This is a genomic window from Cupriavidus sp. YR651, from assembly GCF_900101625.1.
GTDB lineage: Bacteria > Pseudomonadota > Gammaproteobacteria > Burkholderiales > Burkholderiaceae > Cupriavidus.
In genome coordinates this window covers 41,866-67,993 of sequence record NZ_FMYZ01000014.1, presented here as the reverse complement: position 1 = coordinate 67,993, position 26,128 = coordinate 41,866, and the positions used below count along the sequence as shown (strand labels likewise).

The window sequence follows — 26,128 nt, the reverse complement described above, 5'->3', positions numbered from 1 at the left end:
CACCAGATCGAGACAATACGGGAAAACGCGCGGACGTGCTGGCGCCGATTCAGCGTGCGCTTAATTGCCGGAGGCGCCCTCTTCGCCGGTTTCGCCGCGTTTTGCGGCGAACTCCGTCGAAACCCAGTCCAGGAAGACGCGAACGCGGGGCGACAACTGGCGGCTGCGCGGATAGAGCAACGACACCGGCATCACCGGCGGGGGCAGTTCCGGCAACACGATGACGAGCGTGCCGCGCGCGATGTCGTCCTCGACGTGATAGCGGGGCACCTGGATCAGCCCCAACCCCAGCCGGCAGGCCGCCGCAAAACTCTCCGCGCCGCTCATGGTCACCGGTGCCGGCAACATCACGTCCCGCCGGGCGCCGTCGACCATGAACTCCAGCGGCAGCACGCCCCCGGTCAGCGTCGACCGGAATCCAACCATGCGATGGCCGTTCAGCGCATCCAGCGATTCCGGGCGGCCAAAACGGGAAAGATACGACGGACCTGTTCCTGGATGGCAAGTCGCCCGAATTGATCGACAAGCTGGCGAAGCTCAATCCGCTGGAGCGGCTGGGCACGCCTGAGGATATCGCCGCGACGGTGTCGTTCCTCGCCGGGCCTGACGGCGGCTGGATCAACGGCCAGGTGCTGCGCGCCAACGGCGGCATGATCTGATCTTCACTGCGTCCGGGCGCCCGGCGGTCCTGGCTGGGGGGACGTTCCGGGGAGGCCTCCTCCCGGAACTCAGTACTTCATCTGCACGTCATCGACGCGCTGCGTGCGCGTGTTGTAGATGCAGGTGTAGCGGAAGGACATGGCGTCGTCGGTGGCGTCGGGCTCGAACGTGCCTTCACCATTGATGCCGGTCTGCGTGGCTGACTGCTGGAACACGCGCTCGCGGTCCGGCATCAGCATGACGGCGCCCGGTTGCGGGAAGCGGGTCTTGACGGCGTTGGCCACTACCTTTTCGCAGGCATTGCCGGCCGCGTCCATTTGCGCGCGGCTGATACCGCCGTAGGCGCCCGACGGCGGTGTGATCGTGTTGGGCGAGGACGGCATGCGTTGGGGCGGCGCTGGCGGCGGCGTGGTGCAGGCAGCCAGCAGGCTGGCCGCGGCCAGGCAAAGGCAAGGAAAACGTGGCATCGGGTCGGGTCCGGAATCGGCGGAAAGAACCGTCGGAGGACGGGTGCTATCCCAAGGACTCTATGCCAGGAATGCTTTGGGAGCAACCTGGCCGCCCCGTTTCGATGCCCTGCTACTGGCGGGCAGTCAGCGCCGCGCGCTTCTGCTTGACCCGCGCGATTTCCGCCAGCTGGACCTCGAATTCGTCGATCGTGCAGCGCTCGGTCTCCGTCAGCTTGCTGCGATCCACGTGCGCCAGCAATACGCCCAGCGCATCGCCCATCTTGCCGATCTGGTGCCCGTACGAGCCCACCTCGTCGAGGATGCGCGCTTCCATTTCGGGATTGGTGCTGCGGCCCAGATTGATGTTGATCAGGCCGAACTGGCCGCCGACGGTACGCACAAACCAGTTCCACGGATTGATCGACTGGATGACGTCACCGGACAAGGGCAGGCGGAAATCGGGCATGGCAGCTCCTTTCTGGCAAGGCGTTGCGTCGCAACACCGAAAGTAGCAGCGTAGGATACCGGGCAAACCAGCGCCAGTTGGGCGTCAGCACGGCGCCAGTGCGGCGCCACCGGGCTCAGGTCATTCCGCCGCCGTCGCGCGAGCCGTCCGCCCGGTCATGAACGACGCCGCGGACGACAACCGCGCGCGCGTGCGCTCATCGGCCGCGGGGCCCGCCGTCACCACGTGGCGCCGGCCCATCTGCAACGGCTCGCCGCTGTCGCCATCGACGAGCACCGGGGTCACGATCTTGCCGGTTTCCCGGTCCGCGATCTGCACGCTCGCCCCTTCCGGCGCGAAATTGCGATTGCCCCAGGCCATCAGCGCCAGCAGCACAGGCCGGAAATCGCGGCCGCATTCCGTCAGCACATATTCATAGCGCGGCGGGCGCTCCGAGTACTGGCGCTTTTCCAGCAGGCCCTCTTCCACCAGCCCGTTCAGGCGCCGCGTCAGCATATTGGGCGCGATGTCGAGGTTGCGCTGGAATTCGTCGAAACGCGTGGTCCCGTAGAACGCATCGCGCAGGATCATGATGCTCCACCACTCTCCCACGCGCTCCAGGCTGCGGGCGATGGGGCACTGCATGTTTCGGAAAGTCTTGCGTTGCATGGTCGTTGGGCTCCGGCGCGTCAGGTTCTGTACTGCACGCATTGGCCGCGCATTGGCGGATTTCCCGTCGATGATACTCGCAGCATGCTAGTTACTGGAGATTCGGCAGCGTTGGGGGGGCGGTATGCGCGCAGGCCGCGCCGGCGTCGCGCGGCAGCGGCTGGGCCGAGATCCTGGGCAAATCCGGCGGGAAGTGCACTATAACTATCGGACAGGGCCGGCGCCGGGGCGTGCCGGCCCTGTCGCAATGTGCCGTGACATATATGCCCATCGCCCTGCCGGAGGGACAGCGACATGCTGGAAGACCGATATGGATTGCCCCTGTCGACCGCGTCGCAGGCGGCGCGTGATGCCTATGTGGCTGGCGTCGACAGCGTGATCTCGGGTGTTGCCGGATACCGGGGACACCTCGCCACCGCCATCGACAACGCCCCGGATTTTGCCCTCGCCCATATCGCGCTGGCGCGCGGCATGTTTCTCGATGCCGACGTGGCCCCGGCACGGACACTGGCGGCCAAGGCGCGTGAACTCTCCGCATCCGCCACGCCGCGCGAGCAAAGTCATATCGATGCGGTGGCATTGGCCATAGAGGGCAAGCCGGTTCAGGCGATGCAGGCGATGCACGCGCATCTGAAAACCTGGCCCCGGGACGCGATGGTGCTGGCCCCCGCGACCAGCGTCTTCGGCTTGTATGGGTTCAGTGGCGACGCCGATCACGAAGAGCAGCTCTACCAGTTGCTGGCATCGCTGGCGCCGGCGTACGGGCAGGACTGGTGGTTCGAGGCCGTATACGGTTTTGCCGCCTGCGAGACCGGCCGTCTCGACCAGGCGTGGACGTTGCTCGAACGCGCGCTGGCGGCCAATCCGCGCCATGCCCATGCCGCGCACTTCCGCGTCCACGTGATGTATGAGCGCGGCGAGTCGGCGATGGCCCTCGATTTCCTGGAAGACTGGATGCCACGGCTCGACAAGCGCAGCCTGACCCACTGCCACCTGTCTTGGCACGTGGCGCTGGCCGCGCTGGCGGTGGGCCGGACGGATCGCGCCTGGGAGGTATATCGCTCCAGCGTGCATCCGGGCGGCGCATGGGGGCCGCCCATCAATGTGGTCACCGATTCGGTGTCCTTCCTCTGGCGCGCCGAACTGGCTGGCCAGCCGCGCAACAACACCGCCTGGCGCGAAGTCCGCGCGCATGCGCAAAGCAGCTTTCCCAAGGCCGGGTTGGGCTATGCCGATACGCACGCGCTGATTGCCTGCGTCGTCGAGGACGACAACGAAGCCCTGCAAACGCGTCTGGCCGAAATCCGCGACAAGCTCGAGGTGAACAAATACCCGCCCGGCGATGTCGTGATCGGCATCACGGACGGCTTTGCCGCCTATGGCGCCGGCGACTGGGACAGCGCGATTTTCGAACTGGAAGCCGCGCGGCCGGAGACCGTCCGCATCGGCGGCAGTCGCGCGCAACGCGATCTCATCGACCTGACGCTGGTTGCCGCGTATCTGCGGGCAAACCGGATCGAAGATGCCAGACGCATGATTGCGCAGCGGCCCGGGCGACAGGCCGCCGTCCCGGTGATGGGTTACCAATGACGGGGACGCCTGATGGCTGATGGCTGATGGCTGATGGCTGATGCCCGACGGCAGGTGCCTGATGCGTGATATCACATGCGAAGGCCGCCGGCTCAACCGGCAACCTTCACGCGTGGAGCACAACCAGCCGCCCCCTGAAGCACGCCCTCAACTCACCGCCCGCGCCTCGCCTTCCGCCTCGCGGGCCAGCACCGGCACCAGTGCCGCACCGGTATGGCTCACCTTGATCCGCGACAGGGCCTCCGGATCCGCCGCGCCGACGATCGTCCCGCCCGCCGCACCGCCTTCCGGCCCCAGGTCGATAATCCAGTCCGCCTCGGCAATCACGTCCAGGTCGTGCTCGATCACCACCACGCTGTGGCCGCCATCGGCCAGTCGGTGCAGCACGCGGATCAGCCGCGCCACGTCGGCCATATGCAGCCCCACGGTCGGTTCATCCAGCACGTACAGCGTGTGCGGCGCCTTCTGGCCGCGGCGCGTGATGTCGTCGCGGACCTTGGAAAGCTCGGTCACCAGCTTGATCCGCTGCGCCTCGCCGCCGGACAACGTGGGCGATGGCTGCCCCAGCGTCAGGTAGCCAAGCCCCACGTCCTTCATCAGTTGCAGCGGATGCGAGATCTGCGTCATGGCCGAGAAGAACTCCACGGCTTCGTCGATCTCCATCGTCAGCACGTCGCCGATGTTCTTGCCGCGCCAGGTCACCGCCAGCGTTTCCGGATTGAAGCGCTGGCCGTGGCAGACGTCGCACAGCACCTTGACGTCCGGCAGGAAGCTCATGCCGATGGTGCGCACGCCCTGGCCCTCGCAGGCCGGGCAGCGTCCCTCGCCCGTATTGAACGAGAACCGCGACGCCTTGTAGCCGCGCGCCTTCGCTTCCAGTGTTTCCGCAAACAGCTTGCGGATGGCATCCCACACGCCGATATACGTAGCCGGACACGAGCGCGGCGTCTTGCCGATCGGGGTCTGATCCACTTCCAGCACGCGATCGACGGACTCCCAGCCGGTGATGGATTCGCAGCCATGCCAGGCGTGCTCCACGCTGAGCGCCCGCGTCGCCGTCGGCTTGCCGGCCTTCTCCGCGGCCGCCCGGGCGCGGCGCGTGGCCGGCGACGACATCACCGACCGCCCCACCGCATCGAGCAGGTTGGTCATCAGCACATCGCGCGCCAGCGTGGATTTGCCCGAACCGGAGACGCCCGTAATGGCCACCAGGCGCGACAGCGGAATCCGCGCCGTGACGTCGCGCAGGTTGTGCAGGTGCGCGCCATGAACGGTCAGCCACTGCGCGGGCTCGGCTTCCTTGCCCGCCCGTGCGGGCTTCACCACGCGCCGCGCCTGTAAAGGATGGATGATCGGCCGCGCCAGGAACTGGCCGGTGGTCGAATCCGGTGCGGCCGCCAGCGCCGCCACCCCGCCCTGCGCCACCAGGTGGCCGCCGCGCTTGCCGGCGCCCGGACCGATGTCGATGATGTGATCGGCGCGACGGATCGTGTCCTCGTCGTGCTCCACCACCACCAGCGTGTTGCCCTTGTCGCCCAGCTTGCGCAGCGCGTCCAGCAGGATCTGGTTGTCGCGCGGATGCAGGCCGATGGTCGGCTCGTCCAGCACGTAGCACACGCCCTGCAGGTTGCTGCCAAGCTGCGCCGCCAGACGAATCCGCTGCGCCTCGCCGCCAGACAGGCTCGGCGCGGCACGATCCAGGCTCAGGTAACCCAGGCCCACCTCTTCCAGGAACTGCAGGCGGCTGGCGATCTCGGTGACGACGTCGCGCGCGATCTCCGCGTCACGACCGGTCAGGCGCAATGCGTCCACCCAGCGGCGAGTGTCGGACACGGTCCACTGCGCCACATCGGTGATCGCATTCGTATCGAACGTCACCGCGCGCGCCACCGCATTCAGGCGCGTGCCGCCGCAATCGGTGCATGGCGTGTCGCCCACGCCTTCCGGCTCCTGTTCCTCCGACGGCAGGCTCTGCTCCCGGCCGCGGTCATCGCCGCCCAGCACGGTGTCGTCATACACGGCGCGCTGTTCGCGCGTCAGCGCCAGACCGGTGCCCACGCAGGTGGAACACCAGCCGTGCTTGCTGTTGTACGAGAACATGCGCGGGTCGAGTTCCGGATAGCTGGTGCCGCAGACCGGGCAGGCGCGCTTGGTCGAAAAGACCTTGGTCTCGCCCACATGGCCCGTGCCGCCGCCGCCGTGCATGGCGTCATGCAGCCCGTCGAGCGGCGCCAGCAAATGCATCACGCCCTTGCCGACTTCCAGCGTCTGGTCCAGCAGCGCGCGCAGTTGCGCCTCGTTGTCCGGCGAAACGACGATGTCGCCCACCGGCAGCTCGATCGTGTGCTCGCGGAACCGGTCCAGCCGTGGCCACGGGTCCACCGGCAGGAACTCGCCGTCCACGCGCAGGTGGGTGTTGCCCCGCGCGCGCGCCCACTTGGCCAGATCCGTATAGACGCCTTTGCGGTTCACCACCAGCGGCGCCAGCAAACCAACGTGCTGGCCGCGATAATCCCGCAGCAACTGGGCGGCGATCGACGCAGGACTTTGCGACTTCACCGGTGCGCCGTCGTGGACGCAATGCTGGATGCCCAGCTTCACATACAGCAGGCGCAGGAAGTGCCAGACCTCCGACGTGGTCGCCACCGTGCTCTTGCGGCCACCGCGCGACAGGCGCTGCTCGATGGCCACCGTCGGCGGAATGCCATAGACGGCGTCCACCTCCGGCCGCCCGGCCGGCTGCACGATCGATCGCGCATAGGCGTTGAGGGACTCCAGGTAACGGCGCTGGCCCTCGTGGAACAGGATGTCGAACGCCAGCGTCGACTTGCCGGAACCGGACACGCCGGTGATCACATTGAACTTGCCGTGCGGGATATCGACGTTGAGCGCCTTGAGGTTGTGCTCGTGCGCATTGACGATGCGCACCACGCCCTCGCCCTCGACGGCGCGCCGCGCCCGGGCGGCCTGCACCGCCGCCTGCAGCGGCAGGCCGTGCGTGGCAATCTCCGCGCGCTCGGCGGCCAGCGTGCCGGCCTCGCCCATCGCGGCGTCATACTGGATCAGCGCCTGGCCGGTATGGGAATCGGCGCAGGCCTTGACGTCTTCCGGCGTGCCCACGCAGAGCACCTCGCCGCCCGCGTCGCCGCCTTCCGGGCCCAGGTCGATCAGCCAGTCCGCCGCGCGGATCACGTCGAGGTTATGCTCGATCACGATCAGCGAATGACCACCGTCCAGCAGCTTGCCGAACGCGCGCATCAGCTTGGCGATATCGTCGAAATGCAGGCCCGTGGTCGGCTCGTCGAACATGAACAGCCGCTTCGGCAGGATCACCGCCTTGCGGTTCCTGACCGGTTGCGCCTGCGCGGTTTCCGCCAGGAAGCCCGCCAGTTTCAGGCGCTGGGCCTCGCCACCGGAGAGCGTCGGCACCGGCTGCCCCAGCTTCACGTATTCCAGGCCGACGTCGGCGATCGGCGCCAGCACGCGCAGCACGCCCGGATCGTCGGCAAACAGCGCGGTGGCCTCGCTGACGGTGAGCTCCAGCACATCGGCCACGCTCAGCGTGCGCGGCGGCTGGCCGCGTGCGGCGCGCTCGATCTTCACTTCGAGCACTTCCGCGCGATAGCGCGTGCCATCGCAGTCCGGACAGCGCAGATAGACGTCGGAGAGGAACTGCATCTCCACATGCTCGAAGCCCGAGCCGCCGCAGGTCGGGCAACGGCCATCGCCCGAGTTGAAGCTGAACGTGCCGGCCGTATAGCTGCGCTGCAGCGCCAGTGGCGCCTTGGCAAACAGCTTGCGGATCTCGTCGAACGCGCCCACGTAGCTGGCCGGGTTCGACCGCGCGGTCTTGCCGATCGGCGACTGGTCGACGAACACGACGTCATCCACCTGCTCCACGCCGGTCAGGTCGCGGAACGCACCCGGAGATTCCGTGGTCTTGCCAAAGTGCCGCGCCATGGCCGGGTACAGCACGTCCTGCAACAGCGTGGACTTGCCCGATCCCGACACGCCGGTCACGCAGACCAGGCGGTTCAATGGGATTTCCACGGTCACATCGCGCAGGTTGTGCTCGGAGGCACCCTCCAGCACAACGCGCGGCGTACTGGCGTCTACCGGGCGGGTGATCCAGTGCGACGTGTCCGTGACCAGCCGGCGGCCACCGAGGTAGTCGCCCGTCAGCGTGTGCTCCCCCCGGATGCGCTCGGGCGTGCCGTCGAAGATGATGTTGCCGCCGCGCTCGCCGGGGCCGGGCCCCATGTCGATCAGACGGTCGGCGGCCAGCATCACCGACGGGTCATGCTCGACCACCACCAGCGTGTTGCCAGCGTCGCGCAGCCGGTGCATGGCTTCGACGATGCGGTTGAGGTCGCGTGGATGCAGCCCGATGCTGGGCTCGTCCAGTACGAACAGCGTGTTGACCAGCGAGGTGCCGAGCGCCGTGGTCAGGTTGATCCGCTGCACCTCGCCACCGGACAACGTACGGCTCTGGCGATCCAGTGTCAGGTAGCCCAGGCCGACGTCGCACAGGTATTTCAGGCGCGTGCGAACCTCGGCCAGCAGCAGCTTGAGTGCGTCGTCGAGCAGCGCGCTGGGCAGGGTCAGGTCGTCGAAGAAGCGACGGATGCGCGCGATCGGCATCAGCATCAGGTCGTGCACGGTCAGGCCCGGCAGCGCTTCCAGCTGCGTGCGGTCCCAGTCCACGCCACGCGGCAGGAAGCGATGCGCCGGGGGTAACACGGCATCGGCATTGTCGCGGGAACCCAGGCGCCAGAGCATCGATTCCGTCTTCAGACGTGCGCCACCGCAGGTCTCGCACGGCGTGTAGCTGCGGTACTTCGACAAGAGCACGCGGATGTGCATCTTGTACGCCTTGGACTCCAGGTAGCTGAAGAACCGCATCACGCCATACCACTGCTTGTTCCACTGCCCGTTCCAGTCCGGCGAGCCGTGGACCACCCAGTGCTGCTCGGCCTCGCTGAGCTGGTTCCACGGCAGGTCGCGCGGGATGCCGGCACGCGCGGCGTAGCGCATCAGGTCATCCTGGCACTCCTTCCAGGCCGGCGTCTGCATCGGCTTGATCGCGCCGTCACGCAGGGACTTGCGGCCATCGGGAATCACCAGGCCAAGGTCCACGCCAATCACGCGGCCGAAGCCGCGGCAGGTCTCGCATGCGCCGTAGGCGGAGTTGAACGAAAAGAGCGCCGGTTGCGGATCGGCGTAGCGGATATCACTTTCGGGGCTGTGCAGGCCGGTGGAGAACTTCCAGACCGGGCCATCGCCCTCGTCCGGCACGACACTCACGCTCACGCGACCGCCACCCCGCTTGAGCGAGGCCTCGATGGCCTCCAGGGCGCGCGCCTTGTCGACATTGCCGATCCGGAAGCGGTCGGCCACCACGTCCAGCACCTTGCGGTTGCCCGTGGGCGACTGCACGACGCGCTGGCCATGCACGCGCGTATAGCCGCTGACGGACAGCCACTGTTCCACTTCCTCGTCCGTGGCGGACTCAGGCAATTCCACCGGGAACGTCACCACCAGCCGCGCGTCCGCAAACGGCTGGCCGGGGGCCGTGCGGGCCACCAGTTCGGCGTAAATCGTTTCGGGTGAGTCGTGGCGTACCGGCAGCGCGGTCTGGCGGTCGAACAGCTCCGACGCGCGCGCATACAGCAGCTTCAGATGGTCGTTCAGTTCGGTCATGGTGCCGACCGTGGACCGCGAGCTGCGTACCGGATTGGTCTGGTCGATGGCGATGGCGGGTGGCACACCGTCCACCTTGTCCACCTGGGGCCGGTCCATCCGGTCCAGGAACTGGCGGGCGTAGGCGCTGAAGGTCTCGACATAGCGGCGCTGGCCTTCCGCGTAGAGCGTGTCGAATACCAGGCTGGACTTGCCGGAGCCTGACGGGCCCGTGACCACGGTCATCTGGCCCGTATGCAGGTCCAGGTCGACATTCTTGAGATTGTGCTGACGGGCGCCGCGAATGCGGATCGTGCCATGTTCGGACAATTCTGCCTCTCAAATCAAAGGGTTAGGAGCAAGACCGAAGTGCTCTTGCGCCACCAAAACACACCATCATGCCCTAATAAAATCAGACACTTCGAGAAGGGTTTTGGGTGACGGGCAGTACCGCCTGCTCCGGCAATGCCGCCACTATACTGTATAAACATACAGTCATCTATCGACCAAGCCGCGCCCACGATAAGGCTCTGCCGAATCGCTCCTCCACCGGCGCGCTTTTCGCTCTCCGAAGGGTGCTGACTCCTCCCTTCGCGTTGGTGAATTGCAACAATCCCCTAGCCAAACTAAGCGTTTGCTTAATCGCGGTTCTTGTGTGTTATAAATGCGAATCCTTCGCATTTGCGTTTGTATTTGGATTACCTTGCAGCCCGGAAAACAAGGGCTGACAACAACCACCTCCCGCTACAACCTTCCCGGAACCTATGTCTTCGCACCGTCCCTCCAACGGGCGCGCCAGCCTGCGCGCGCGCGTTTTTTGCCGTTCATCCCTGCCTGCCCTCTCGCCCGTGGCCATTGCGGTACTCGGGCTGACCCTGTCGCTGCCGGCAAAGGCGCAGTCGCAAGGCGATGCTGCCGCTACGCTGCCGACCGCGACCGTCGTGGCTGAGCGAAGTGGCGAGGCCGTCAAGGTGGAACGTGTGAGCAACGGGGCGTTGGGCGATCGCAAGGCCGTGGACACGCCGTTTTCGGTGACGGCCGTATCGAGCGACGAAATCCAGCAGCGCATGGCGCAGACCGCCAACGACGTATTCAAGTACGACCCGGCCGTGCAAGTGCTGGGGGACAACGCGCGAACCGAGAACTCGTACTTCGCCGTGCGCGGCATGCGCGTGGACATGCTTAACGGCACCAAGGTGGACGGCCAGAACTTCGTCACCTGGGATGCCGACATCCCGCTGGAGCCATTCGAGCAGGTGGAACTGCTCAAGGGCTTGTCGGGCTTCATGTACGGCTTTGGCTCGCCGGGCGGCATCATCAACTACGTGACCAAGCGGCCCACCGACAAGCCGCTGCGCGAAGTGACCATCGGCTACCAGACCAACAACGTCTGGAGCGAGAAGCTCGACGTAGGTGGCCGCTTCGGCATGGACGATCGCTTCGGCTATCGCTTCAACGCAGTGAACGAGGACGGCAACACCAACGAGCCCGGCGTGCATGTGCGCCGCCAAACGCTCTCGCTGGCCACCGACTTCCGCATCACGCCGGACCTGACGTGGAGCGCCGACGTCATGTACTGGAAGCGCAAGTCACAGGGCACGATCTTTGGCCTGTCGTTCGGCACGGACACCATTCCTGCCGCCAGCAGCGTGGCGCGCAACCTGGCGCAGCCCTGGTCCTCGCACGAGACCGATACGCTGACCGTGGGCACCGGCGTGGACTACCGGATCAACAGCGACTGGAAGACCAGCTTCAAGTACCGCTTCGCGCGCCAGAATCGCCTGAACGCGGACAGCTTCCTCTACGTCTTCGACAACAATGGCGACTTCGCCGATACCAACTATCGCTGGAAGACCGCCTACTACTATCAGGCGTACGACGCCATGGTGCAGGGCAAGTTCGACACCGGTGGCATCAAGCATGAGATCGTAGCCGGCCTGGGCTACCTGTCGCAGGTGCGCGAGCTCGACAGCGGCCTTGGTGGCAACGGCATCGCGATGGGCACCAGCAACCTGTACAACCCGGTGCTGCTGCCGGAACAGCCGGACGTGGGCAAGGACTACATGCCCTACCGCGACTACAAGATCCAGCAGAAGTCGATCTATCTGAGCGATACCATCCAGTTCACGCCTCGCTTCTCGGTGCTGGCGGGCGTTCGCTACAACAACTTCACGCAGGACAACTACACACCCGACGCGGTCAAGACCTCGCACTACAGCGCGAATCCGTTCACGCCGACCGTGGCGCTGATGTACAAGACCGACAATTTCTCGACGGCCTACGTCAGCTACGTCGAATCTCTGGAACAGGGTGGTTCGGCCAGCGTGACCAACGTCAACGCCGGCGAAACTTTCGGTCCGCTCAAGAGCCGCCAGTACGAAGTGGGCTTCAAGACCGATCGCGACAAGTGGGGGGCCAACGTGGCGCTGTTCCGCGTCGACAAGGGCTACGAGTACACCAACACGTCGAACGTCTTCGTGCAGAACGGCAACCAGCAGTTCACGGGGCTGGACACCAGCGGCTGGCTTCGCGTGGCGCGTGACTGGCGCGTGATGGGCGGCGTGCTGTGGCTGCATACGAAGACCCGGGACGTGGACGATCCCGCCATCAACGGCAACCGCGTGTTCGCAACGCCGAACTACATCCTCACGGGACGCGTGGAGTACGACACCCCGTTCGTGCCCGGCCTGACGCTGTGGACCGGGGCCAAGGTCACCGGTTCGATGTACGTGAATTCGGCAAACACGCAGCAGATACCGTCCTACACCACCGCCGACCTCGGCGCGCGCTACACCACGCGCGTGGCCGGCAAGTCGCTGACCGTCCGTGCCGCGCTGAACAACGTGTTCGGCCGCCGCTACTGGACCACCACGTACGACGGCTTCGTGCTGCCAGCCGCAACGCGCACATTCCTGATGAATGCGTCGCTCCAGTTCTAAGCTCTGGCTTTGATCCGATCGGCCGATTCGGCCGATCGCGCCCCTTCCCGCTAGCCTGCGGCCGCCGCGGCGCGTTGGAGGAAACGCATTGGACCAAGCCTCTCGATCACGCGCATCTGCGCCACGTCCCGCACAAACAGCGAGCCGGCGAAACCCAGCGCATTGACCGAGATGCCTTCCACGAATTCGCTGGATCGTGGCACCAGTAGCAGCCCTGCGGGCATGATCAGCAGGTTGTACGGCGCTGACTGATGCAGTCCGCCATCCACATCGATGGCCCGAACGCCAACCGCATCGAGCAATGCACGGAAGCGCTCGCACAACGTGCACGCCATCTCGCGCGCGGGCGCTGCAAAGATATCCAGCGGCGCGAACGCATTGGCAAATGCCAGGCCGGGGACGGTGCCGATGGTGCCGGTGATCCGCGCCGACTCCAGCAAGGGGCCGATCGGCAACGCCGGGCCCGCCTCGGCAAGTGGCAGCGGTACGACCTGCAGATGTTTGTGGGGCTGGCTCGCTCCTGCGGCTGCCCCGCCGTTGTAGAAGCCCAGGCTCCCGAACTCCGCCATGCAAGCCAACAGCGCGGCAAAGTCCGCCACGGTCAGCAATGATTCCTGCAGTTCGAAGCGGCGCGTGACGATAAGCAGGTGATGCTCGATGACATTGAACTTGTTGAGCAACGCCACGTGGGTGTCGGAGATATCCGAAACAAACAGATCGGGGTCATAGGGAAGAAATGGATTGGCCCCGCCACTGCCCGTTCCGCGTGCTTTGTCCTTGCGGGCCAGGCTCGACACCTGGCGGACCAGAAACCGCACGCCGCCGTCCTCGATCGACGACTGGACGGTTTCGATCGGACACAACGCCCCGCTCTGCAGGGCGTGTGCCGTCCGTTGCACGATGGCCGGCCACAGTGTGCCGGGCTGAAAGTCTGAATGGTGCATGGCCCCCTTGCGCTCCCACTGCAGCATAGATTCTCCAGTGGGAGTTCTCAACTGACGGGGGCGCAGCGGACCTGAAACGCCTTGGTGGTCAGGTTGCGGTGCTGGCCTCAGGCGGCTCTGGTTTCGCTCAAGGTCGGGTAATCGGTGTAGCCCTGCGCCGTGCCGCCGAAGAAGCCATTGCGGTCGGCCTCGTTCATCGGCGCGTTGGCCTTCAGGCGGTCGACGAAGTCCGGATTCGCAAGCGTCATTTGGCCGTAGGACTCCAGATCGGCCAGCCCCGACGCCACGTCGGCCCCGATCTGCTCACGCGGGCGGCCCGGCCGGTTCAGGATCAGCGAGCCCTTCCAGCGCTTGCGGATATCGGCCAGCAGCGGGTCGTTGCCCTGATGCATGATGTGCAGGTAGGCCAGTCCCAGCTTGTCGAGCTCGGCGACGAGGTAGCGGTACAAATCCGGCCCTTCGTCACCTTCGTCGATCCCCCACATGGTCGTGCCGGGTGAGAGGCGGATCGCGGTGCGATCGGCGCCGATTTCTTCGGCAATCGCGGTGGCGACTTCGATGGCGAAGCGGGTGCGGTTTTCGATCGATCCACCGTATGCGTCCGTGCGCGTGTTCGCGCTCGGTGCGAAGAACTGCTGGATCAGATAGGCATTCGCACCGTGGATTTCTACGCCATCGGCGCCGGCCTCGACCGCGCGCCGGGCCGCATGGCGGAAATCCTGGACGGTCCGGTGCACTTCCGCGGTGGTCAGCGCACGCGGCACGGGAATGTCCTGCATGCCCTTGGCCGTGAACATCCCCGTACCCGGGGCAATCGCTGACGGCGCGACGCCCTCACGATGATGCGGCGTGTTATCCGGGTGCGACATGCGTCCGGCATGCATGAGCTGGATGAAGATGCGGCCACCCTTGGCATGCACGGCATCGGTGGTCCTCTTCCAGCCGGCGACGTGCGCATCGGTGTAGATGCCCGGCGTGGTCAGGTAGCCCTGTCCATCGTCCGAGGGCTGTGTGCCTTCGGCGACGATCAGGCCAGCGCTGGCGCGTTGGGCGTAATACTCGGCGGCCAACTCGCCCGGCGTGCCATCGAATTGGGCACGGCTGCGAGTCATCGGTGCCATGACCAGGCGGTTTTGCAGCGTGTGGCGGCCGACGCGGACGGGATCGAATAGTTTGCTCATGATGACTTCCTCTGATGGATGGAAGACATCATCGCTTGCTTCCCATTCGGGATAAATATGGTGATTCGGATAACATTGATCCATTAATGGAGCAATGAACATGGAACTGCTGAACGACATGGCGTTGTTCGTGGAGGTCGTCAAAGCCAGGGGCTTTCGCAGTGCAGCGGAGGCAATGGGCGTGCCGAACTCGACCCTGTCGCGCCGAATCAGCGCGCTGGAGAAGGCGATCGGGTTGCGCCTGCTGCATCGCACAACACGCAAGATCGAATTGACCGAGGCCGGTCAGATTTACTTCGACCGATGTAAGCGCATCGTCGATGAAGCCCGGCTGGCACATGAGCAACTCGGCGAAATGCTCGCGCAGCCCACCGGCGTGCTGCGCGCGTCGCTGCCGGTGGATTTCGCGGTCACCTACCTGGCGCCCTTGATCGCCGAGTTTGCCGGCCTCTATCCCGGCCTCACTTTCGATTTCGACCTGACGCCCCGACGCGTCGATCTGGTCAGCGAGCCGTTCGACGTGGCGATCCGCATGGGAGAGTCCGAGAACTCGCAACTGATCGCACGCACGCTGGCCTCACTCACGCCTCAACTCTATGCCTCGCCCGGCTACCTTAAAAAAATGGGCGAGCCAGACGACCCCGCCGATCTGGCGCGGCGAGAGTGCCTGACCATCCTGAAGGCGGGCTCGTGGACGTTGCACGACGGGAAGCGAACCGCCACGGTGCCGGTGAGTGGGCGGTTCATCCTCAACAGCGTTGGCATGAGCCGCCGCCTGGCAACGCTCGATATGGGCATCGTCCTGATGCCGCAGGAAATCGTCGCGGATGAACTCGCCAGCGGGAAGCTGCGCCAGATCATGCCGGAATGGCAAGGCACGCCGATGCCCGTCTATGCGATCACCGAGACCCGCCTGCTGCCGGCGAAGACACAGCGCTTCATCGAGTTCCTCCGGGACCGTCTGGGGCAATAAAGCGATAGAGCAGTAGCTCAGCCCGTTGCGATCACCCGGTCGTCAACGCAACGTCCTTGCTGGTGGCTGAAAACACGCCGCCTGAACCGCCAATCCGCGACAGTCTTCCTCGGCTCCCATGCCGATAATTGCCTCCGGCGCACTGCCATCCAGAACCAGCACGGCAGCGCCCTCACAAAAGTGCGACGGAGACTTCGATGACGACAACAACCACTGGCGCAGACCTGCGCACGCTTCGCGAACGCGTGGTTCGCGATCACTTTGCCGACGAGATCCGGCAGGATTTCGATGCGGTCCTGTCAACCTTCCCGCATCCGCACTACGAGCTCATCGCGAGCGGCGCAGTGTTCGATGGCAACGCTGACGTCCGGAAGTACTACACGCAAAGCCGCGTGGCCTTTCCGGACCAGCGCAGCGAGATCATCCAGCTCCGGCATACCGATGACGCCGTGATCGTCGAGTTCTGGCTGCTCGGCACGCATCGCGGCAACCTGAACGGCCTGCCGCCGACGGGGAAACCGTTCCGCTGCCGCATGATCGCGCTCTTCCTGTTCGACGGCGAGACGCTGACCTGCGAACGCATCTACTACGACAGCCTGACCATGATGCAGCAGCTACTGGCCGGCTTGCCTGCCGAAGAGAAGGCGCGGGCCCTTGCCGGCCTGTTGCGGGACACGGCAGCAGACCACGCCGCCGCGGCGTAAGTCGCCATCACCGATCACGATTGCCACGGAGACATCGACATGCCTTTGCCGGAAGCCACGACCCATCAGGAACACCTGCTGACGATCAACACCAACCAAGTCCCGCGCCTGCCGACGGAAGTGCCGGGAACCACCATCACCCCACTGTTCCTGGATCGCGAGAACGGGGTCTGGGTGCTCTTCGGAAAATTCGAACCGGGCACGGTCTTGCCCACGCATTTCCATACGGGCACGGTGCATTTCTACACCACGCGCGGCATGTGGCATTACGCCGAGTATCCGGACGATCCGCAGACGGCGGGCAGCTACCTGTTCGAACCCGGTGGCTCCATGCACACCTTCATGGTGCCGGCCGATGCCAGCGAGCCGGCCGAAGGCCTGATGGTGGTCCATGGCGCCAACATCAACTTCGTCAATGGCGAGTACCACAGCATCATGGATGCCGGCGCCATCGAGGCGGCACTGCTGGCTGCCGTGAAGCTGGGCGCCATGCCGATGCCAAAGTACATCCGCCCCAGAGGCGGCGCGGAATTTGCCAGCGCGAAGTAACCAGCGCGTCAGGCCAGGCGCCGCAAGGCGTCCTGGTCCAGCAGGGTGACGCTGCCGTAGTCGAGCCGCAGGATCCCCTGGGCTTCCCACGCCTTGAGCTGCCGGTTGATGCTCTGGCGGGAGACGCCCAGCATGTGCCCCAGGTCCTCCTGAGACAAGTGCAGCGCCGCATCCCCGTCGGCCGCCTCCGACAGCGCGTGCGCATGCTGCGCCGCCAGCAGGCGGCGCGCCAGCCGTACCGGCAACGGTTGCAGGATCGTCTCGTCGATCCACTCCAGCGCCCAGCGATAGCGCGAGCAGATCAGTTGCGTGAATTCCATCAGGAACGCCGGGCGGTGATCGACGATGGCATGGAACGCCTGCGCGGGCACCACGAGCACCTCGCAATCGACCACCGCGCGCGCATCGTAGACGCGGGGCGCATCCATGAACAACGAGACCTCGCCGAACCATTGCCCAGGCTCCAGCACGCTGAGAACGGCTTCACGGCCGTTGGCCGCCGTGACGCTGAAGCGTATGCGTCCGCGCGCCACGCAGAACAGCGCCTCCGGCGAGGAGCCGTAGGTGAACAGCACTTCGTTCCTCGCCAGTTGCCGGCGCATGACGTTGGCGCGCAACGCAGCCTCCAGCTCGGGGGACAGCAGTGCCTCGCCACCATGGCGGCGGGCTTCCGCGACGCCTGGCATGGCCGTCAATCCAACGTGATGTTGGCCTCCCGCGCCACGCGCTTCCAGACCTCGATCTCCCGCACGTTGACGGCGGCCTGCTCCGCGCCGCCAAGATAGTCGGGTGTGATGCCCCAGTCGTTCATCTTCGCCATGACGGAGGGATCCTGCAGCGTGTCCTTCAGTGCCGCCGCGATCTTGTCGACGATCGGCTTCGGCACGCCGGCCGGCGCGTACATCGCCCAGCCGGTCCATTGATCGAAGTCGACGCCCTGCTCCTTGTAGGTGGCAACGTTCGGGAAGTTGGCAGTCCGCCGCGTGCACATCGCCAGCGGCTTGATCTTGCCCGTCTTCACCGCGGCCGTGCCGGAGCCGATATCGAGCCAGCCGACCTTGATGACATCGCCCATCATGGCCGTCATGACCGCGGCACCACCCTTGAACGGGATATGGTCCAGCTTGATGCCCGCCTTCTGCGCCAGTACTTCGGCACAGAAGTGGCCGGTCGAGCCCTGGCCCCAGGTGCCGAACTGGATCGGTTTCTGGCTGCGCTTCGCCAATTCGATCAATTCCTTGAGGTTGTTGGCGGGCAGGTCGGTGGTGGCGACCAGGATGATCGGCGAGGTGCCGACCCGTGCCAGCGTGGTCAGGCCCTTGACCGGATCGTAAGGCAGCTGGTGGTAGACCGCCGGCGCCAGCGTGGTCGTGGTCATCGTGCCCAGTGCGATCGTGTAGCCATCGGGCCTGGCGTGCGCCAGTTGTCCGATGGCAATCGTTCCGGCCGCGCCGGCGATGTTCTCCACGACAAACGGCTGCTTCAGGCGCTTGCTCAGTTGATCGCCCAGCAGCCGGCCAAAGGCGTCCGCGCCCCCGCCGGCGGCAGAGGGCACGATCAGCTTGACCGGGCGGGTGGGATAGTCGCCGGTGGGCTGGCCAAAGGCGACCGTGGCAAGCGACATGCAGATCGCCGCGAGGCTGCTGCAGAGGGAAGGCTTCATGACAGTTGTCTCCTGTGTTTTGTTCTGACCTGCCAGCTCCGGGAACGCTTCAGCCCACGGAGAACTCCGCGCCCCCCTTGGGGCGGATGTAGCGCGGCACCGGAATCCCGGCCTTGCGTGCGGCCGCGAGGATGCCCTCTTCGATCGCGCCGGCGTCGCGGACACTCTGGAATTCGCCTTCGGAGAAGATCACATTGGCACCGTAGACAACCATGAAGCCTTCAGCGGGCTCCTTCGCATCGGCGGGCACGGAGAAGGTATGCACCGAGCCGCCGGGCTCATACAGGTAGCTGCCTGCGGTTTGCGGGTCCTCGGGATACTCGATGTAGTTCCACTGCCCCTTGGTCGTGAAGAAGTGCACGGTGCCGGTGTGGAAATGGGGCGGGAGCGTCGTGCCCGGCTCGAACTTGCCGTAGAGCACCCAGACGCCGTTTTCGCGATCGAGGAACAGCGGAATGATGGTCGAGCCCGGCTCGGAGCCGGGAAACTCGTGCGATTCGTTGATGTTGACCGACAAGAGCCGGTCCTGGTGCGTGACAACCTTCGGCAATGGCATGGCTACCTCCAGGAGAGATGGATAGGAATGTTTTAGTCGAGCTTGATGTTGGCTTCGCGGGCGACGCGCTTCCACACGTCGATATCGCGCGCATTGATCGCGGCCTGTTCGCTGCCGGCGACGTAGTCAGGCGTGATGCCGAGATCGGCCATCTTGCTCGTCACCGCCGGATCCTTGAGCGTCTCCTGCACGGCTGCCGCAAGCTTTTCCGTGATCGGCTTTGGCAGGCCCGCGGGCGCGAACATCGCCCAGCCCGTCCACTGGTCGAAATCGACCCCCTGCTCCTTGTAGGTAGGCACATTGGGGAAATTCGCGGTGCGACGCGTGCACATGGCCAGCGGCTTGATCTTGCCGGTCTTCACCGCCGAGGTGCCGCTGCCGATGTCCAGCCAGGCCAGCTTCACCACGCCGCCCAACATGGCCGTCACCACCGGCGAGGTGCCCTTGAACGGGATGTGGTCCAGCTTGATACCGGTTTTCTGCGCCAGCACCTCCGCGCAGAAGTGTCCGGTGGAGCCCAGTCCCCAGGTGCCGAACTGCAGCGGCGACGCGCTCTTCTTCGCCACGGCCACGAGTTCCTTCAGGTTGTTGGCGGGAAAGTCCTTGGTGGCGACCAGGATGATCGGTGACGTTCCCACGCGGGCGATGGTCGTCAGGTCCTTGACCGGGTCATAGGGCAGCGCCTGGTAGACGGCCGGGGCCAGCGTGGTCGTCGTCATCGTGCCAAGGCCGATCGTGTAGCCATCCGGCGTGGCCCGTGCGAGCTGGCCGATCGCGATGGTGCCGGCCGCGCCGGCGTTGTTCTCGACGACAAGCGGCTGCTTCAGGCGCCGGCCGAGCTGGTCCGCGAGGATTCTGGCGAACACGTCGCCACCGCCGCCCGGCGCGGTCGGGACAATCAGGCGGATCGGCCGGTTCGGATAGCTGGCTTCGCCCTGCGCCTGCGCGCCAAAGGACAACACGACTGCTGCGAGGAAACCGAGGGCGGCGTAGGTCTTCATCTTTGTCTCCAACTTCTGTCTTTCACGCGTTCATCGCTCCGTGTTCGCTTGCCATCGGACGTGGCATTTTCTGGAACGAGAAGAAACGTTTCCACAAATTGTGCGATGGCGAGAGCGCAAATCAAATGGTGGTAAACCCGTGAGAATTTTGTGAGGATTGTGCGCGCGCCGGAGCGCGTGCACGGAGGGCTGGCGGAGGTCGCCAGCTCGGGCGTCGCGCGAGGCTTATGCGCCCTGCGTCAGAACGATCTTTCCGAAATGCGTGTTCCTGCGCATCATCTCGCAAGCCTCGGCGACACGGTCCAGCGGCAGCCTGACATCGATCGGCAGGCGAAGCTGTCCTTGCCGCAGAGCCGGCCAGAAGTCGCGTTGCACGCGTTCGGCAATCTCGCCGAAATCCTCGACGGTGCGGGTCCGGAAGGTCATGCCGAGGTACTGGATGCGGCGCAACGAATGGAGATCGAAGTCGAATTCTCCGCTCTCCCCTGCCATCCGGCCGATATTGACGATGCGTCCGCCGATCTTCACCGCGCGCATGCTGTCGTTGATAAACGGCCCGGCCAGGAAATCGACCAGCAGATCCACGCCGCGACCATCGGTGTGCTCCAGCACGGCCTTCCCCCAGTTAGGGTCGTTGCTGTCGAGCGCGATGTCGGCGCCAAACGCTGCCAGGCGTGCGCGGCGATCGGGCTTCGTCGACGTGCCGATGACCAGGCTGGCGCCAAAATGCTTTGCCACCTGCAAGGCCATCAGACCAACGCCAGAGGAAGCGCCCAGCACCATCACGGTCTGCCCGGCTTCAAGCCCGGCCAGATGACGCATCGCCGTATGGGTCGTGCGCAGTGCGACGGACAGGCAGGCGCCGGTCTCGTAGTCCATCTCCGGGTCCGGAAACGGGAAGGCGCGCCGCCAATCCGTGACCGCGTACTCGGCAAAGCCGCCGAGGCCGGAGCACATCACCTTGTCGCCCACCCGGTACGTCGTGACGTCCGCGCCTACCTCCACTACATCCCCCGACCATTCCAGGCCCAGCGGCGTACCGGTCCCGCCGGCGGCCCCGTGCGCCTTCCCGTCGACCAGCGACAAGTCGGCGCGATTCAGGGAACTGGCGCGGACTTTCACGAGGATTTCAGTGGGCTTGGGTCGAGGGATCTCCAACTCTGCAAAAGCAAGTCCCGTCTCACCGCGAATCGCAGCTTTCATTGCATGTGTCTCCTGTCGTATAGGTCTGGAACGCAGTCACGCTGTCACGTCGTCACCACGCATGGTGTGTCCATTGTAGAAACGTTTTCGCAGTTTGAGCAAGGACTCGCTGGACAAAAAAATGCCGCCTCGAATGAAGGCGGCATTGCTGACCCGGGAACGGATGGCGCAGCGGCTACGCGGTGGCTTTCTTGCGCGCGGTGGCGGGGCCACATGACTCGCGGAGCACGAGTTGCGTGGTAATCACGATGGTCTCGGGTTCGATGTCTGCGTCGCGTTCCAGTTGCTTGAGCATGAGCTGCGCGAGCACGGTGCCGACGATCTCCAGGTCCCACGTCAACGACGTGATGGACGGGCTGAATAGCTGCGACAAGTCTGTGTCGCCGATGCTGATCACGCTCACATCCCCGGGGGCTGTCCTGCCGGTATGCCGCATCGCCTGCAACACCCCGGCCAGGATGCGCGTGCCGAGGCACATGAAGGCCGTGGGCGCATCGGATCCGGACAGCAGCGAGAGCGCTTCGGTAAACGCGAAATCCATTGCGGATTTCTCGCATCGGATCAGTTTCGGCACCGGTTCAAGATCCTGCTCCTTGTATGCCGCCTTGAAGCCGGCGATACGTTCCCGGCCCGGACGCAGTACGCTGCCCGGCGTCAGCAGCGCGATGCGTGTGTGGCCCAGGTTCAGCAGGTAGCGGGTCGCCTGCAGCGCGCCGGTGTAGTGATCGACATAGACACCGGTGCCGGTCGGGCCGAAATCGCGGTCGAGTGCGATGACCGGCATCTCCTGGGAGAGTTGCTCCAGCAGCTTGGGATTTTCCGTCTCGCAGGGCCCCAGGATCAGGCCATCCACGCGTCGGCGGCGGAACAGGTCGATCAGGTTCTTTTCGCGTTTCCCGTCGTTATGCGTGCTGGCGATCAGCAACGCGTACCCGGCTGCCTGCAGCGCGGCCTCGACGGAAGTGATGATCCTGGCGTAAAGCGGGTTGGCGAGATCCGACACGATCAGGCCGATGGCGCCGGACGAGCGCGTGCGCATGCTCTGCGCGATGGCGTCGGGTTCGTACCCCAGTTGCCGCGCCGCCTTGGTAACCGCGGCGATCGCGGCTTCGCTGACGCGTCCGGCCCGATTGAGCGCGCGGGACGCCGTGCCAATCGAAACACCGGCCTCCTTGGCAACCTCACGGATCGTGATGCGTGGCTTCATCGGCTACGTTTCGCGATTCGTTGTGCCGCAACGGGCCTGACACAAGACTGCAACATCGACTCCCTCCCCGGCTCTTTTATAGCGCCGGCCGCCACGGCAGCGCGGCGAGCCAGCGACGAGTACGCGTCATTCCTGGACGTCAGGCATTCTAGCTCACCAGGGGACGCGGACTCTTCAGGGCCTGCCGCCGGAGAAACAACCAGCCGGCAAGTGGCCGGCCTGCAGGCCAGGCGGTGCGCTAGCGCGGCGCGCCGATCTGGTGGATGGCCTGTCCCTTGCCATCCCAGGCCAGCCCTGCCCGCCTGACCTCGGCAAAGTACTCGCCCTTGCCACCGGTCAGTTCGGAGATCTCGAACATGCCGCTGGGCAGTTCCGGATTCACAAAGTAGGCAAAGCGTCCGCGCGGCCCCATCCGGCCACCATGCCCCTCTACATAGCCGGCCTCCAGGAGGTGGGCCACGATTTCGTCAAAGCGGTCTTCCGTCCAGTAGGCGATGTGCTGCGCACCTTCGCCGCTGCGCTTGAGCGAGTCCAGGTAGAGCGACGGGGCGTCGTCCCTCTGCTGGATCAGCTCGATCTGCAGGTCGCCGGAGTTGGCCAGCGCGATCGACAGCTTCGGCGGCGTCGCAGGCTTGCCGTAGTAGCGGTATTCCGTCGTTCCCACGTCTTCCTTGTAGAACCACGGCCCGACGCCCAGCTTTTCCGTCCAGTGAGCCATGGCCTTCTCAATGTCGCTCACCACGTAGCCAAGCTGCCGGACGCCGCCGAACAAATAACTCATCGCTGTCTCCTTGTCGTCTGAATGTTGCCGTCCCGCCTTTGCAGAAACGTTTTTACAATATAGCCGCAACGCTGCATCAAGGTTGGTAGTGTTTACCATGATTGCCCGCATCTTTCGTGGCACCAACAATCATAACCACGTGTAGAAACGTTTCTTCATTCCAGCACAAAATCAGATGATGTGCAGGAAACCATGCTTTCAGACAACCCACAGGAGACTATCGAGATGACTCAGTTCAAGGACCAGGTGGCGCTGGTGACCGGCGGCGCGAGCGGCATCGGGGCCGCTACCGCCCGCCTGCTGGCGGAGCGCGGTGCGCGCGTCGTCATTGCCGATCTTGCGGGCGGCAACGGTGCCGCGGTGGCGGACCGGATTGGCGCCGAGTTCATGGCGCTGGACGTCACCAGTGAGTCGGATTGGAAAGCCACGATCGCGGCCATCCTTGAGCGCCATGGGCGGCTCGACGTGCTCGTCAATGCGGCCGGCATCGTCGGCGATGTGGTCAATGGCACGCTCGCCAACACCACTCTCGCCGACTTCCGGCGTGTCATGGCCGTCAACCTTGACGGGACGTTCCTGGGCTGCCGCGAAGGCATCGCGGCAATGCGCAAGACCGGCAAGGGCGCCATCGTCAATCTCGCCTCCGTCGGTGCGTATTACCCGACCCTGCAAAGCGTCGCCTATGGCGCCAGCAAGGGCGCGGTGACGCAACTGACCAAGACCGTGGCGCTGGCCGGGTCCGAAAACGGCCACCAGATCCGCTGCAATTCCGTCCACCCCGGCAAGATCGCCACGCCGATGCTCGAAACCATCTTCGACCAATACAAGCAACGGCAGGCGGCGGGCGGTGTCGATCCCCGAACGGCAGGCCGGCGCATTCCGCTCGCCGACGAAGGCAAGCCCGAGGATGTCGCCAACCTGATTGCCTTCCTGGCGTCGGACCAGGCCGGCTACATCACAGGCGGCGAATTCACCGTTGACGGCGGCTGGCGGCTGTTGCGCTGACACCGCGTTCCATTCCCTTAAGCGACTGGCGCAGCGCAAGCCGATGCCAGTCGCCAATCCTTCCCGCAATACCTGATGGAGAACATGATGTCCGAATCCCTGAACGCCGCGCGCATCCAGACCGTGCGTGATCATATGGCCCTCGAATGCACGCACGACTGGGATGCCGTGATCGACACCTTTGCGCATCCCCGGTACGAAATGCACGCCACCGGCACCGTGTTCGATGGCGAAGACGAGGTGCGAGGCTACTTCGATTCGTCGCGCGCCTCATTCCCCGACCTGGCCAACGAGATCATCGCCATCGCCGCCGCGGACGACACCGTACTGGTCGAGTTCTGGCTCTCGGGCACGCACCTTGGCGACCTGAAGGCCAACGGCAAGATCTTCCCGCCCTCCGGCCGCAAGTTCCGCGTACGCATGGCCGCGACTTTCGAATTCGCGCCGAATTCGGACAAGATCATTTGCGAGCGCCCCTACTCGGCCACGGACGCCAAGCTGCGCGCCCTCGGACTGGTCTGACGCGCCGCGACGATTCCAGGCAATTGGCGAGGGCCTCCGGGCCCTCGCTTCATTTCTGCTTGTCAGGCGGCCGACGTGTGGCTTGCCGAATTCGCAACGCGGCGTGCGCCAGCATCGTCCCTGAAGTAGTAGGCGAAGATGACGGCGGCACAGGCCAGCGCGCCGCTCAGGACGTAAAGGCTCGCGGTAAAGCCGCCGGTGAGCGTCTTCAATACCCCGACGAGCAGCGGAGCGACCGCGCCGGAGCTCGAACCGATCGTCGTGATGACGGCAATGCCCGCGGCGGCACTGGGGCCGGACAGGATGCTCGCGGGCATCGCCCAGAAAACCGCATAGGCACTGGACATGCCAATCGACGCGAGCGTCAGGCATACGATGGTCATGACGGGATCGTGCGGAAACATTGACGCGCAGAGCATGCCGATGGCCCCAACCATTGCGGCAATGGCAAAGTGCCAGCGGCGCTCGCCAGTCTTGTCCGAGTGACGACCCATCAGGACGGCTGCGGCTGCGCCGCACAGCGCAGGGATCGTCGCCGCGAGGCCGACCTGCATCACGGTCAGCCCCATGCCCCTGAGCAGGGTCGGCTTCCAGAACGACAGCGCGAAGACGCCGAACACGACCAGGAACACGATCAGCCCCAGCACCCAGACGCGCGCATCGAAGATCGCGTCGCGCATGCGAGCGTGGCCATGGCCAGCACGATCCTGGCTCAGCAGCTGTTCAAGCTCGCCTCGCTCACGTTCGGTCAGCCATCGCGCCTCCTTCGGGCTTTCGGACAGCAGCAGGTACGCCATGACACCCAACGGCAAGCACGGCAGGCCTTCCAGCAGGTAAAGCCATTGCCATCCATGAAGCTGCAAGGCCCCGTCGAGCCACGTCATGATCGCTCCGGCCGCCGGGCCGGCCAGGATCGGCGCCAGGGTATAGGACATATAGAAGATCGCGGTCACCTGGGCGATGCGCCGCTTCGGATACCACAGGGTCAGGTAGTACAGGACGCCGGGCACAAATCCGGCCTCGAACACCCCGACGAGAAATCGCACGACGTAGAACTGCGCGGGCGTCTTCACGAAAATCATCGCCGCGGAGGCGAGTCCCCACAGGATCAGGATGCGCAGGAACGTCTTCCGGACCCCGATGCGCGACAGCAGCATGTTGCTGGGCACCTCGAACAGCGCATAGCCGATAAAGAACACGCTGACCCCCAGCCCGAATACCGCATCGCCGAACCCGAGCTCGTCGCGCATCTGAAGCTGGGCATAGCCCACGTTGGTGCGATCCAGAAAGCTGAAGACATAGCAGACACACAGCACCGGCAGTATTCGCCAGCTCACCTTCCGGAACAGCCTGCTTTCATCATCCCCGTTGATGTCAATACGCAGCAGGTCCATGTTGGGTCTCCCAG

22 protein-coding genes and 1 pseudogene are annotated in these 26,128 nt (G+C 65.1%); 8 read left to right on the top strand and 15 right to left on the bottom strand.

Annotated elements, in window-relative coordinates:
• Positions 1-60: 60 nt before the first annotated feature.
• Positions 61-426, bottom strand: a complete 366-nt coding sequence (locus BLR29_RS26875; protein WP_255371456.1) for a LysR substrate-binding domain-containing protein — start codon at positions 424-426, stop codon at positions 61-63.
• A gap of 44 nt (positions 427-470) precedes the next feature.
• Between BLR29_RS26875 and BLR29_RS26870 the strand changes: the two are divergent.
• A pseudogene (locus BLR29_RS26870) lies at positions 471-659 on the top strand (SDR family oxidoreductase); the annotation flags it as partial.
• Positions 660-728: 69 nt separating this feature from the next.
• Here BLR29_RS26870 and BLR29_RS26865 read toward each other — a convergent pair.
• From BLR29_RS26865 to BLR29_RS26855, 3 genes are all read right to left on the bottom strand, one after another.
• A complete protein-coding gene (locus BLR29_RS26865; RefSeq protein ID WP_092141461.1) occupies positions 729-1,127 on the bottom strand; it encodes a short-chain fatty acid transporter in 399 nt (132 codons plus the stop codon).
• A 112-nt stretch (positions 1,128-1,239) separates the two neighbouring features.
• Positions 1,240-1,575, bottom strand: coding sequence for a hypothetical protein (locus tag BLR29_RS26860; protein WP_092141458.1), 336 nt, complete (start codon positions 1,573-1,575; stop codon positions 1,240-1,242).
• 120 nt (positions 1,576-1,695) lie between these two features.
• Positions 1,696-2,223 carry a winged helix-turn-helix transcriptional regulator gene (locus tag BLR29_RS26855; RefSeq protein WP_092141455.1) on the bottom strand — a complete coding sequence of 176 codons (528 nt, stop codon included), beginning with the start codon at positions 2,221-2,223 and terminating at the stop codon, positions 1,696-1,698.
• Positions 2,224-2,517: 294 nt separating this feature from the next.
• On the opposite strand from BLR29_RS26855, the gene BLR29_RS26850 reads away from it, so the two are divergent.
• Positions 2,518-3,813 (top strand): tetratricopeptide repeat protein, encoded by a 1,296-nt coding sequence (locus tag BLR29_RS26850; RefSeq protein WP_092141452.1) that lies wholly within the window; start codon positions 2,518-2,520, stop codon positions 3,811-3,813.
• 147 nt (positions 3,814-3,960) lie between these two features.
• Here BLR29_RS26850 and uvrA read toward each other — a convergent pair whose 3' ends face one another.
• On the bottom strand, positions 3,961-9,822 hold the full coding sequence (gene uvrA, locus BLR29_RS26845; RefSeq protein ID WP_092141449.1) for an excinuclease ABC subunit UvrA: 5,862 nt from the start codon (positions 9,820-9,822) through the stop codon (positions 3,961-3,963).
• Positions 9,823-10,256: 434 nt separating this feature from the next.
• On the opposite strand from uvrA, the gene BLR29_RS26840 reads away from it, so the two are divergent.
• Positions 10,257-12,431, top strand: a complete 2,175-nt coding sequence (locus BLR29_RS26840) for a TonB-dependent siderophore receptor (RefSeq protein ID WP_092141446.1) — start codon at positions 10,257-10,259, stop codon at positions 12,429-12,431.
• Positions 12,432-12,481: 50 nt separating this feature from the next.
• Here the strand turns inward: BLR29_RS26840 and BLR29_RS26835 are convergent, their stop codons facing one another.
• Entirely contained in the window at positions 12,482-13,375 is an 894-nt protein-coding gene (locus tag BLR29_RS26835; protein WP_092141615.1) for an ATP adenylyltransferase family protein, read from the bottom strand.
• A gap of 107 nt (positions 13,376-13,482) precedes the next feature.
• A complete protein-coding gene (locus BLR29_RS26830) occupies positions 13,483-14,556 on the bottom strand; it encodes an alkene reductase (RefSeq protein ID WP_092141443.1) in 1,074 nt (357 codons plus the stop codon).
• A gap of 100 nt (positions 14,557-14,656) precedes the next feature.
• On the opposite strand from BLR29_RS26830, the gene BLR29_RS26825 reads away from it, so the two are divergent.
• The 3 genes from BLR29_RS26825 to BLR29_RS26815 all read left to right on the top strand — a co-directional run bounded on the left by BLR29_RS26825 (position 14,657) and on the right by BLR29_RS26815 (position 16,782).
• On the top strand, positions 14,657-15,529 hold the full coding sequence (locus BLR29_RS26825; RefSeq protein WP_092141612.1) for a LysR family transcriptional regulator: 873 nt from the start codon (positions 14,657-14,659) through the stop codon (positions 15,527-15,529).
• A 197-nt stretch (positions 15,530-15,726) separates the two neighbouring features.
• Positions 15,727-16,233 carry an ester cyclase gene (locus BLR29_RS26820; RefSeq protein WP_092141440.1) on the top strand — a complete coding sequence of 169 codons (507 nt, stop codon included), beginning with the start codon at positions 15,727-15,729 and terminating at the stop codon, positions 16,231-16,233.
• A 39-nt stretch (positions 16,234-16,272) separates the two neighbouring features.
• The gene (locus BLR29_RS26815) at positions 16,273-16,782 is read left to right on the top strand and encodes a 2,4'-dihydroxyacetophenone dioxygenase family protein (RefSeq protein WP_092141437.1); all 510 of its coding nucleotides are present in this window, start codon (positions 16,273-16,275) and stop codon (positions 16,780-16,782) included.
• Between the two features lie 8 nt (positions 16,783-16,790).
• Here BLR29_RS26815 and BLR29_RS26810 read toward each other — a convergent pair whose 3' ends face one another.
• The 7 genes from BLR29_RS26810 to BLR29_RS26780 all read right to left on the bottom strand — a co-directional run bounded on the left by BLR29_RS26810 (position 16,791) and on the right by BLR29_RS26780 (position 23,193).
• The gene (locus BLR29_RS26810) at positions 16,791-17,468 is read right to left on the bottom strand and encodes a Crp/Fnr family transcriptional regulator (RefSeq protein ID WP_092141434.1); all 678 of its coding nucleotides are present in this window, start codon (positions 17,466-17,468) and stop codon (positions 16,791-16,793) included.
• Between the two features lie 5 nt (positions 17,469-17,473).
• Positions 17,474-18,445, bottom strand: coding sequence for a Bug family tripartite tricarboxylate transporter substrate binding protein (locus BLR29_RS26805; RefSeq protein ID WP_092141431.1), 972 nt, complete (start codon positions 18,443-18,445; stop codon positions 17,474-17,476).
• A 49-nt stretch (positions 18,446-18,494) separates the two neighbouring features.
• Positions 18,495-19,001, bottom strand: a complete 507-nt coding sequence (locus BLR29_RS26800) for a 2,4'-dihydroxyacetophenone dioxygenase family protein (RefSeq protein ID WP_092141428.1) — start codon at positions 18,999-19,001, stop codon at positions 18,495-18,497.
• A 32-nt stretch (positions 19,002-19,033) separates the two neighbouring features.
• Positions 19,034-20,002, bottom strand: a complete 969-nt coding sequence (locus BLR29_RS26795; protein ID WP_092141425.1) for a Bug family tripartite tricarboxylate transporter substrate binding protein — start codon at positions 20,000-20,002, stop codon at positions 19,034-19,036.
• A gap of 225 nt (positions 20,003-20,227) precedes the next feature.
• Positions 20,228-21,205 (bottom strand): zinc-binding dehydrogenase, encoded by a 978-nt coding sequence (locus BLR29_RS26790; RefSeq protein WP_092141422.1) that lies wholly within the window; start codon positions 21,203-21,205, stop codon positions 20,228-20,230.
• Positions 21,206-21,380: 175 nt separating this feature from the next.
• A complete protein-coding gene (locus tag BLR29_RS26785) occupies positions 21,381-22,412 on the bottom strand; it encodes a LacI family DNA-binding transcriptional regulator (protein ID WP_092141419.1) in 1,032 nt (343 codons plus the stop codon).
• A 238-nt stretch (positions 22,413-22,650) separates the two neighbouring features.
• Positions 22,651-23,193: a VOC family protein gene (locus BLR29_RS26780; RefSeq protein ID WP_092141416.1), complete on the bottom strand. Its 543-nt coding sequence runs from the start codon at positions 23,191-23,193 to the stop codon at positions 22,651-22,653.
• Between the two features lie 225 nt (positions 23,194-23,418).
• Here BLR29_RS26780 and BLR29_RS26775 point away from each other — a divergent pair, with 225 nt between their 5' ends.
• Together BLR29_RS26775 and BLR29_RS26770 are read left to right on the top strand one after the other, a co-directional pair.
• Positions 23,419-24,198 (top strand): SDR family NAD(P)-dependent oxidoreductase, encoded by a 780-nt coding sequence (locus BLR29_RS26775; RefSeq protein WP_092141413.1) that lies wholly within the window; start codon positions 23,419-23,421, stop codon positions 24,196-24,198.
• A gap of 84 nt (positions 24,199-24,282) precedes the next feature.
• The gene (locus BLR29_RS26770) at positions 24,283-24,720 is read left to right on the top strand and encodes an ester cyclase (RefSeq protein ID WP_255371454.1); all 438 of its coding nucleotides are present in this window, start codon (positions 24,283-24,285) and stop codon (positions 24,718-24,720) included.
• 62 nt (positions 24,721-24,782) lie between these two features.
• Here BLR29_RS26770 and BLR29_RS26765 read toward each other — a convergent pair whose 3' ends face one another.
• Positions 24,783-26,114, bottom strand: a complete 1,332-nt coding sequence (locus BLR29_RS26765; RefSeq protein WP_092141407.1) for an MFS transporter — start codon at positions 26,112-26,114, stop codon at positions 24,783-24,785.
• Between the last annotated feature and the right edge of the window lie 14 nt (positions 26,115-26,128).

Excerpts from the sequence above, each read along its gene's own strand:
- BLR29_RS26875 (WP_255371456.1), bottom strand. The coding sequence starts at position 426 with ATGGTTGGATTCCGGTCGACGCTGACCGGGGGCGTGCTGCCGCTGGAG.
- BLR29_RS26865 (WP_092141461.1), bottom strand. The coding sequence starts at position 1,127 with ATGCCACGTTTTCCTTGCCTTTGCCTGGCCGCGGCCAGCCTGCTGGCT.
- BLR29_RS26860 (WP_092141458.1), bottom strand. The coding sequence starts at position 1,575 with ATGCCCGATTTCCGCCTGCCCTTGTCCGGTGACGTCATCCAGTCGATC.
- BLR29_RS26855 (WP_092141455.1), bottom strand. The coding sequence starts at position 2,223 with ATGCAACGCAAGACTTTCCGAAACATGCAGTGCCCCATCGCCCGCAGC.
- BLR29_RS26850 (WP_092141452.1), top strand. The coding sequence starts at position 2,518 with ATGCTGGAAGACCGATATGGATTGCCCCTGTCGACCGCGTCGCAGGCG.
- BLR29_RS26840 (WP_092141446.1), top strand. The coding sequence starts at position 10,257 with ATGTCTTCGCACCGTCCCTCCAACGGGCGCGCCAGCCTGCGCGCGCGC.
- BLR29_RS26835 (WP_092141615.1), bottom strand. The coding sequence starts at position 13,375 with ATGCACCATTCAGACTTTCAGCCCGGCACACTGTGGCCGGCCATCGTG.
- BLR29_RS26830 (WP_092141443.1), bottom strand. The coding sequence starts at position 14,556 with ATGAGCAAACTATTCGATCCCGTCCGCGTCGGCCGCCACACGCTGCAA.
- BLR29_RS26825 (WP_092141612.1), top strand. The coding sequence starts at position 14,657 with ATGGAACTGCTGAACGACATGGCGTTGTTCGTGGAGGTCGTCAAAGCC.
- BLR29_RS26820 (WP_092141440.1), top strand. The coding sequence starts at position 15,727 with ATGACGACAACAACCACTGGCGCAGACCTGCGCACGCTTCGCGAACGC.
- BLR29_RS26815 (WP_092141437.1), top strand. The coding sequence starts at position 16,273 with ATGCCTTTGCCGGAAGCCACGACCCATCAGGAACACCTGCTGACGATC.
- BLR29_RS26810 (WP_092141434.1), bottom strand. The coding sequence starts at position 17,468 with ATGCCAGGCGTCGCGGAAGCCCGCCGCCATGGTGGCGAGGCACTGCTG.
- BLR29_RS26805 (WP_092141431.1), bottom strand. The coding sequence starts at position 18,445 with ATGAAGCCTTCCCTCTGCAGCAGCCTCGCGGCGATCTGCATGTCGCTT.
- BLR29_RS26800 (WP_092141428.1), bottom strand. The coding sequence starts at position 19,001 with ATGCCATTGCCGAAGGTTGTCACGCACCAGGACCGGCTCTTGTCGGTC.
- BLR29_RS26795 (WP_092141425.1), bottom strand. The coding sequence starts at position 20,002 with ATGAAGACCTACGCCGCCCTCGGTTTCCTCGCAGCAGTCGTGTTGTCC.
- BLR29_RS26790 (WP_092141422.1), bottom strand. The coding sequence starts at position 21,205 with ATGAAAGCTGCGATTCGCGGTGAGACGGGACTTGCTTTTGCAGAGTTG.
- BLR29_RS26785 (WP_092141419.1), bottom strand. The coding sequence starts at position 22,412 with ATGAAGCCACGCATCACGATCCGTGAGGTTGCCAAGGAGGCCGGTGTT.
- BLR29_RS26780 (WP_092141416.1), bottom strand. The coding sequence starts at position 23,193 with ATGAGTTATTTGTTCGGCGGCGTCCGGCAGCTTGGCTACGTGGTGAGC.
- BLR29_RS26775 (WP_092141413.1), top strand. The coding sequence starts at position 23,419 with ATGACTCAGTTCAAGGACCAGGTGGCGCTGGTGACCGGCGGCGCGAGC.
- BLR29_RS26770 (WP_255371454.1), top strand. The coding sequence starts at position 24,283 with ATGATGTCCGAATCCCTGAACGCCGCGCGCATCCAGACCGTGCGTGAT.
- BLR29_RS26765 (WP_092141407.1), bottom strand. The coding sequence starts at position 26,114 with ATGGACCTGCTGCGTATTGACATCAACGGGGATGATGAAAGCAGGCTG.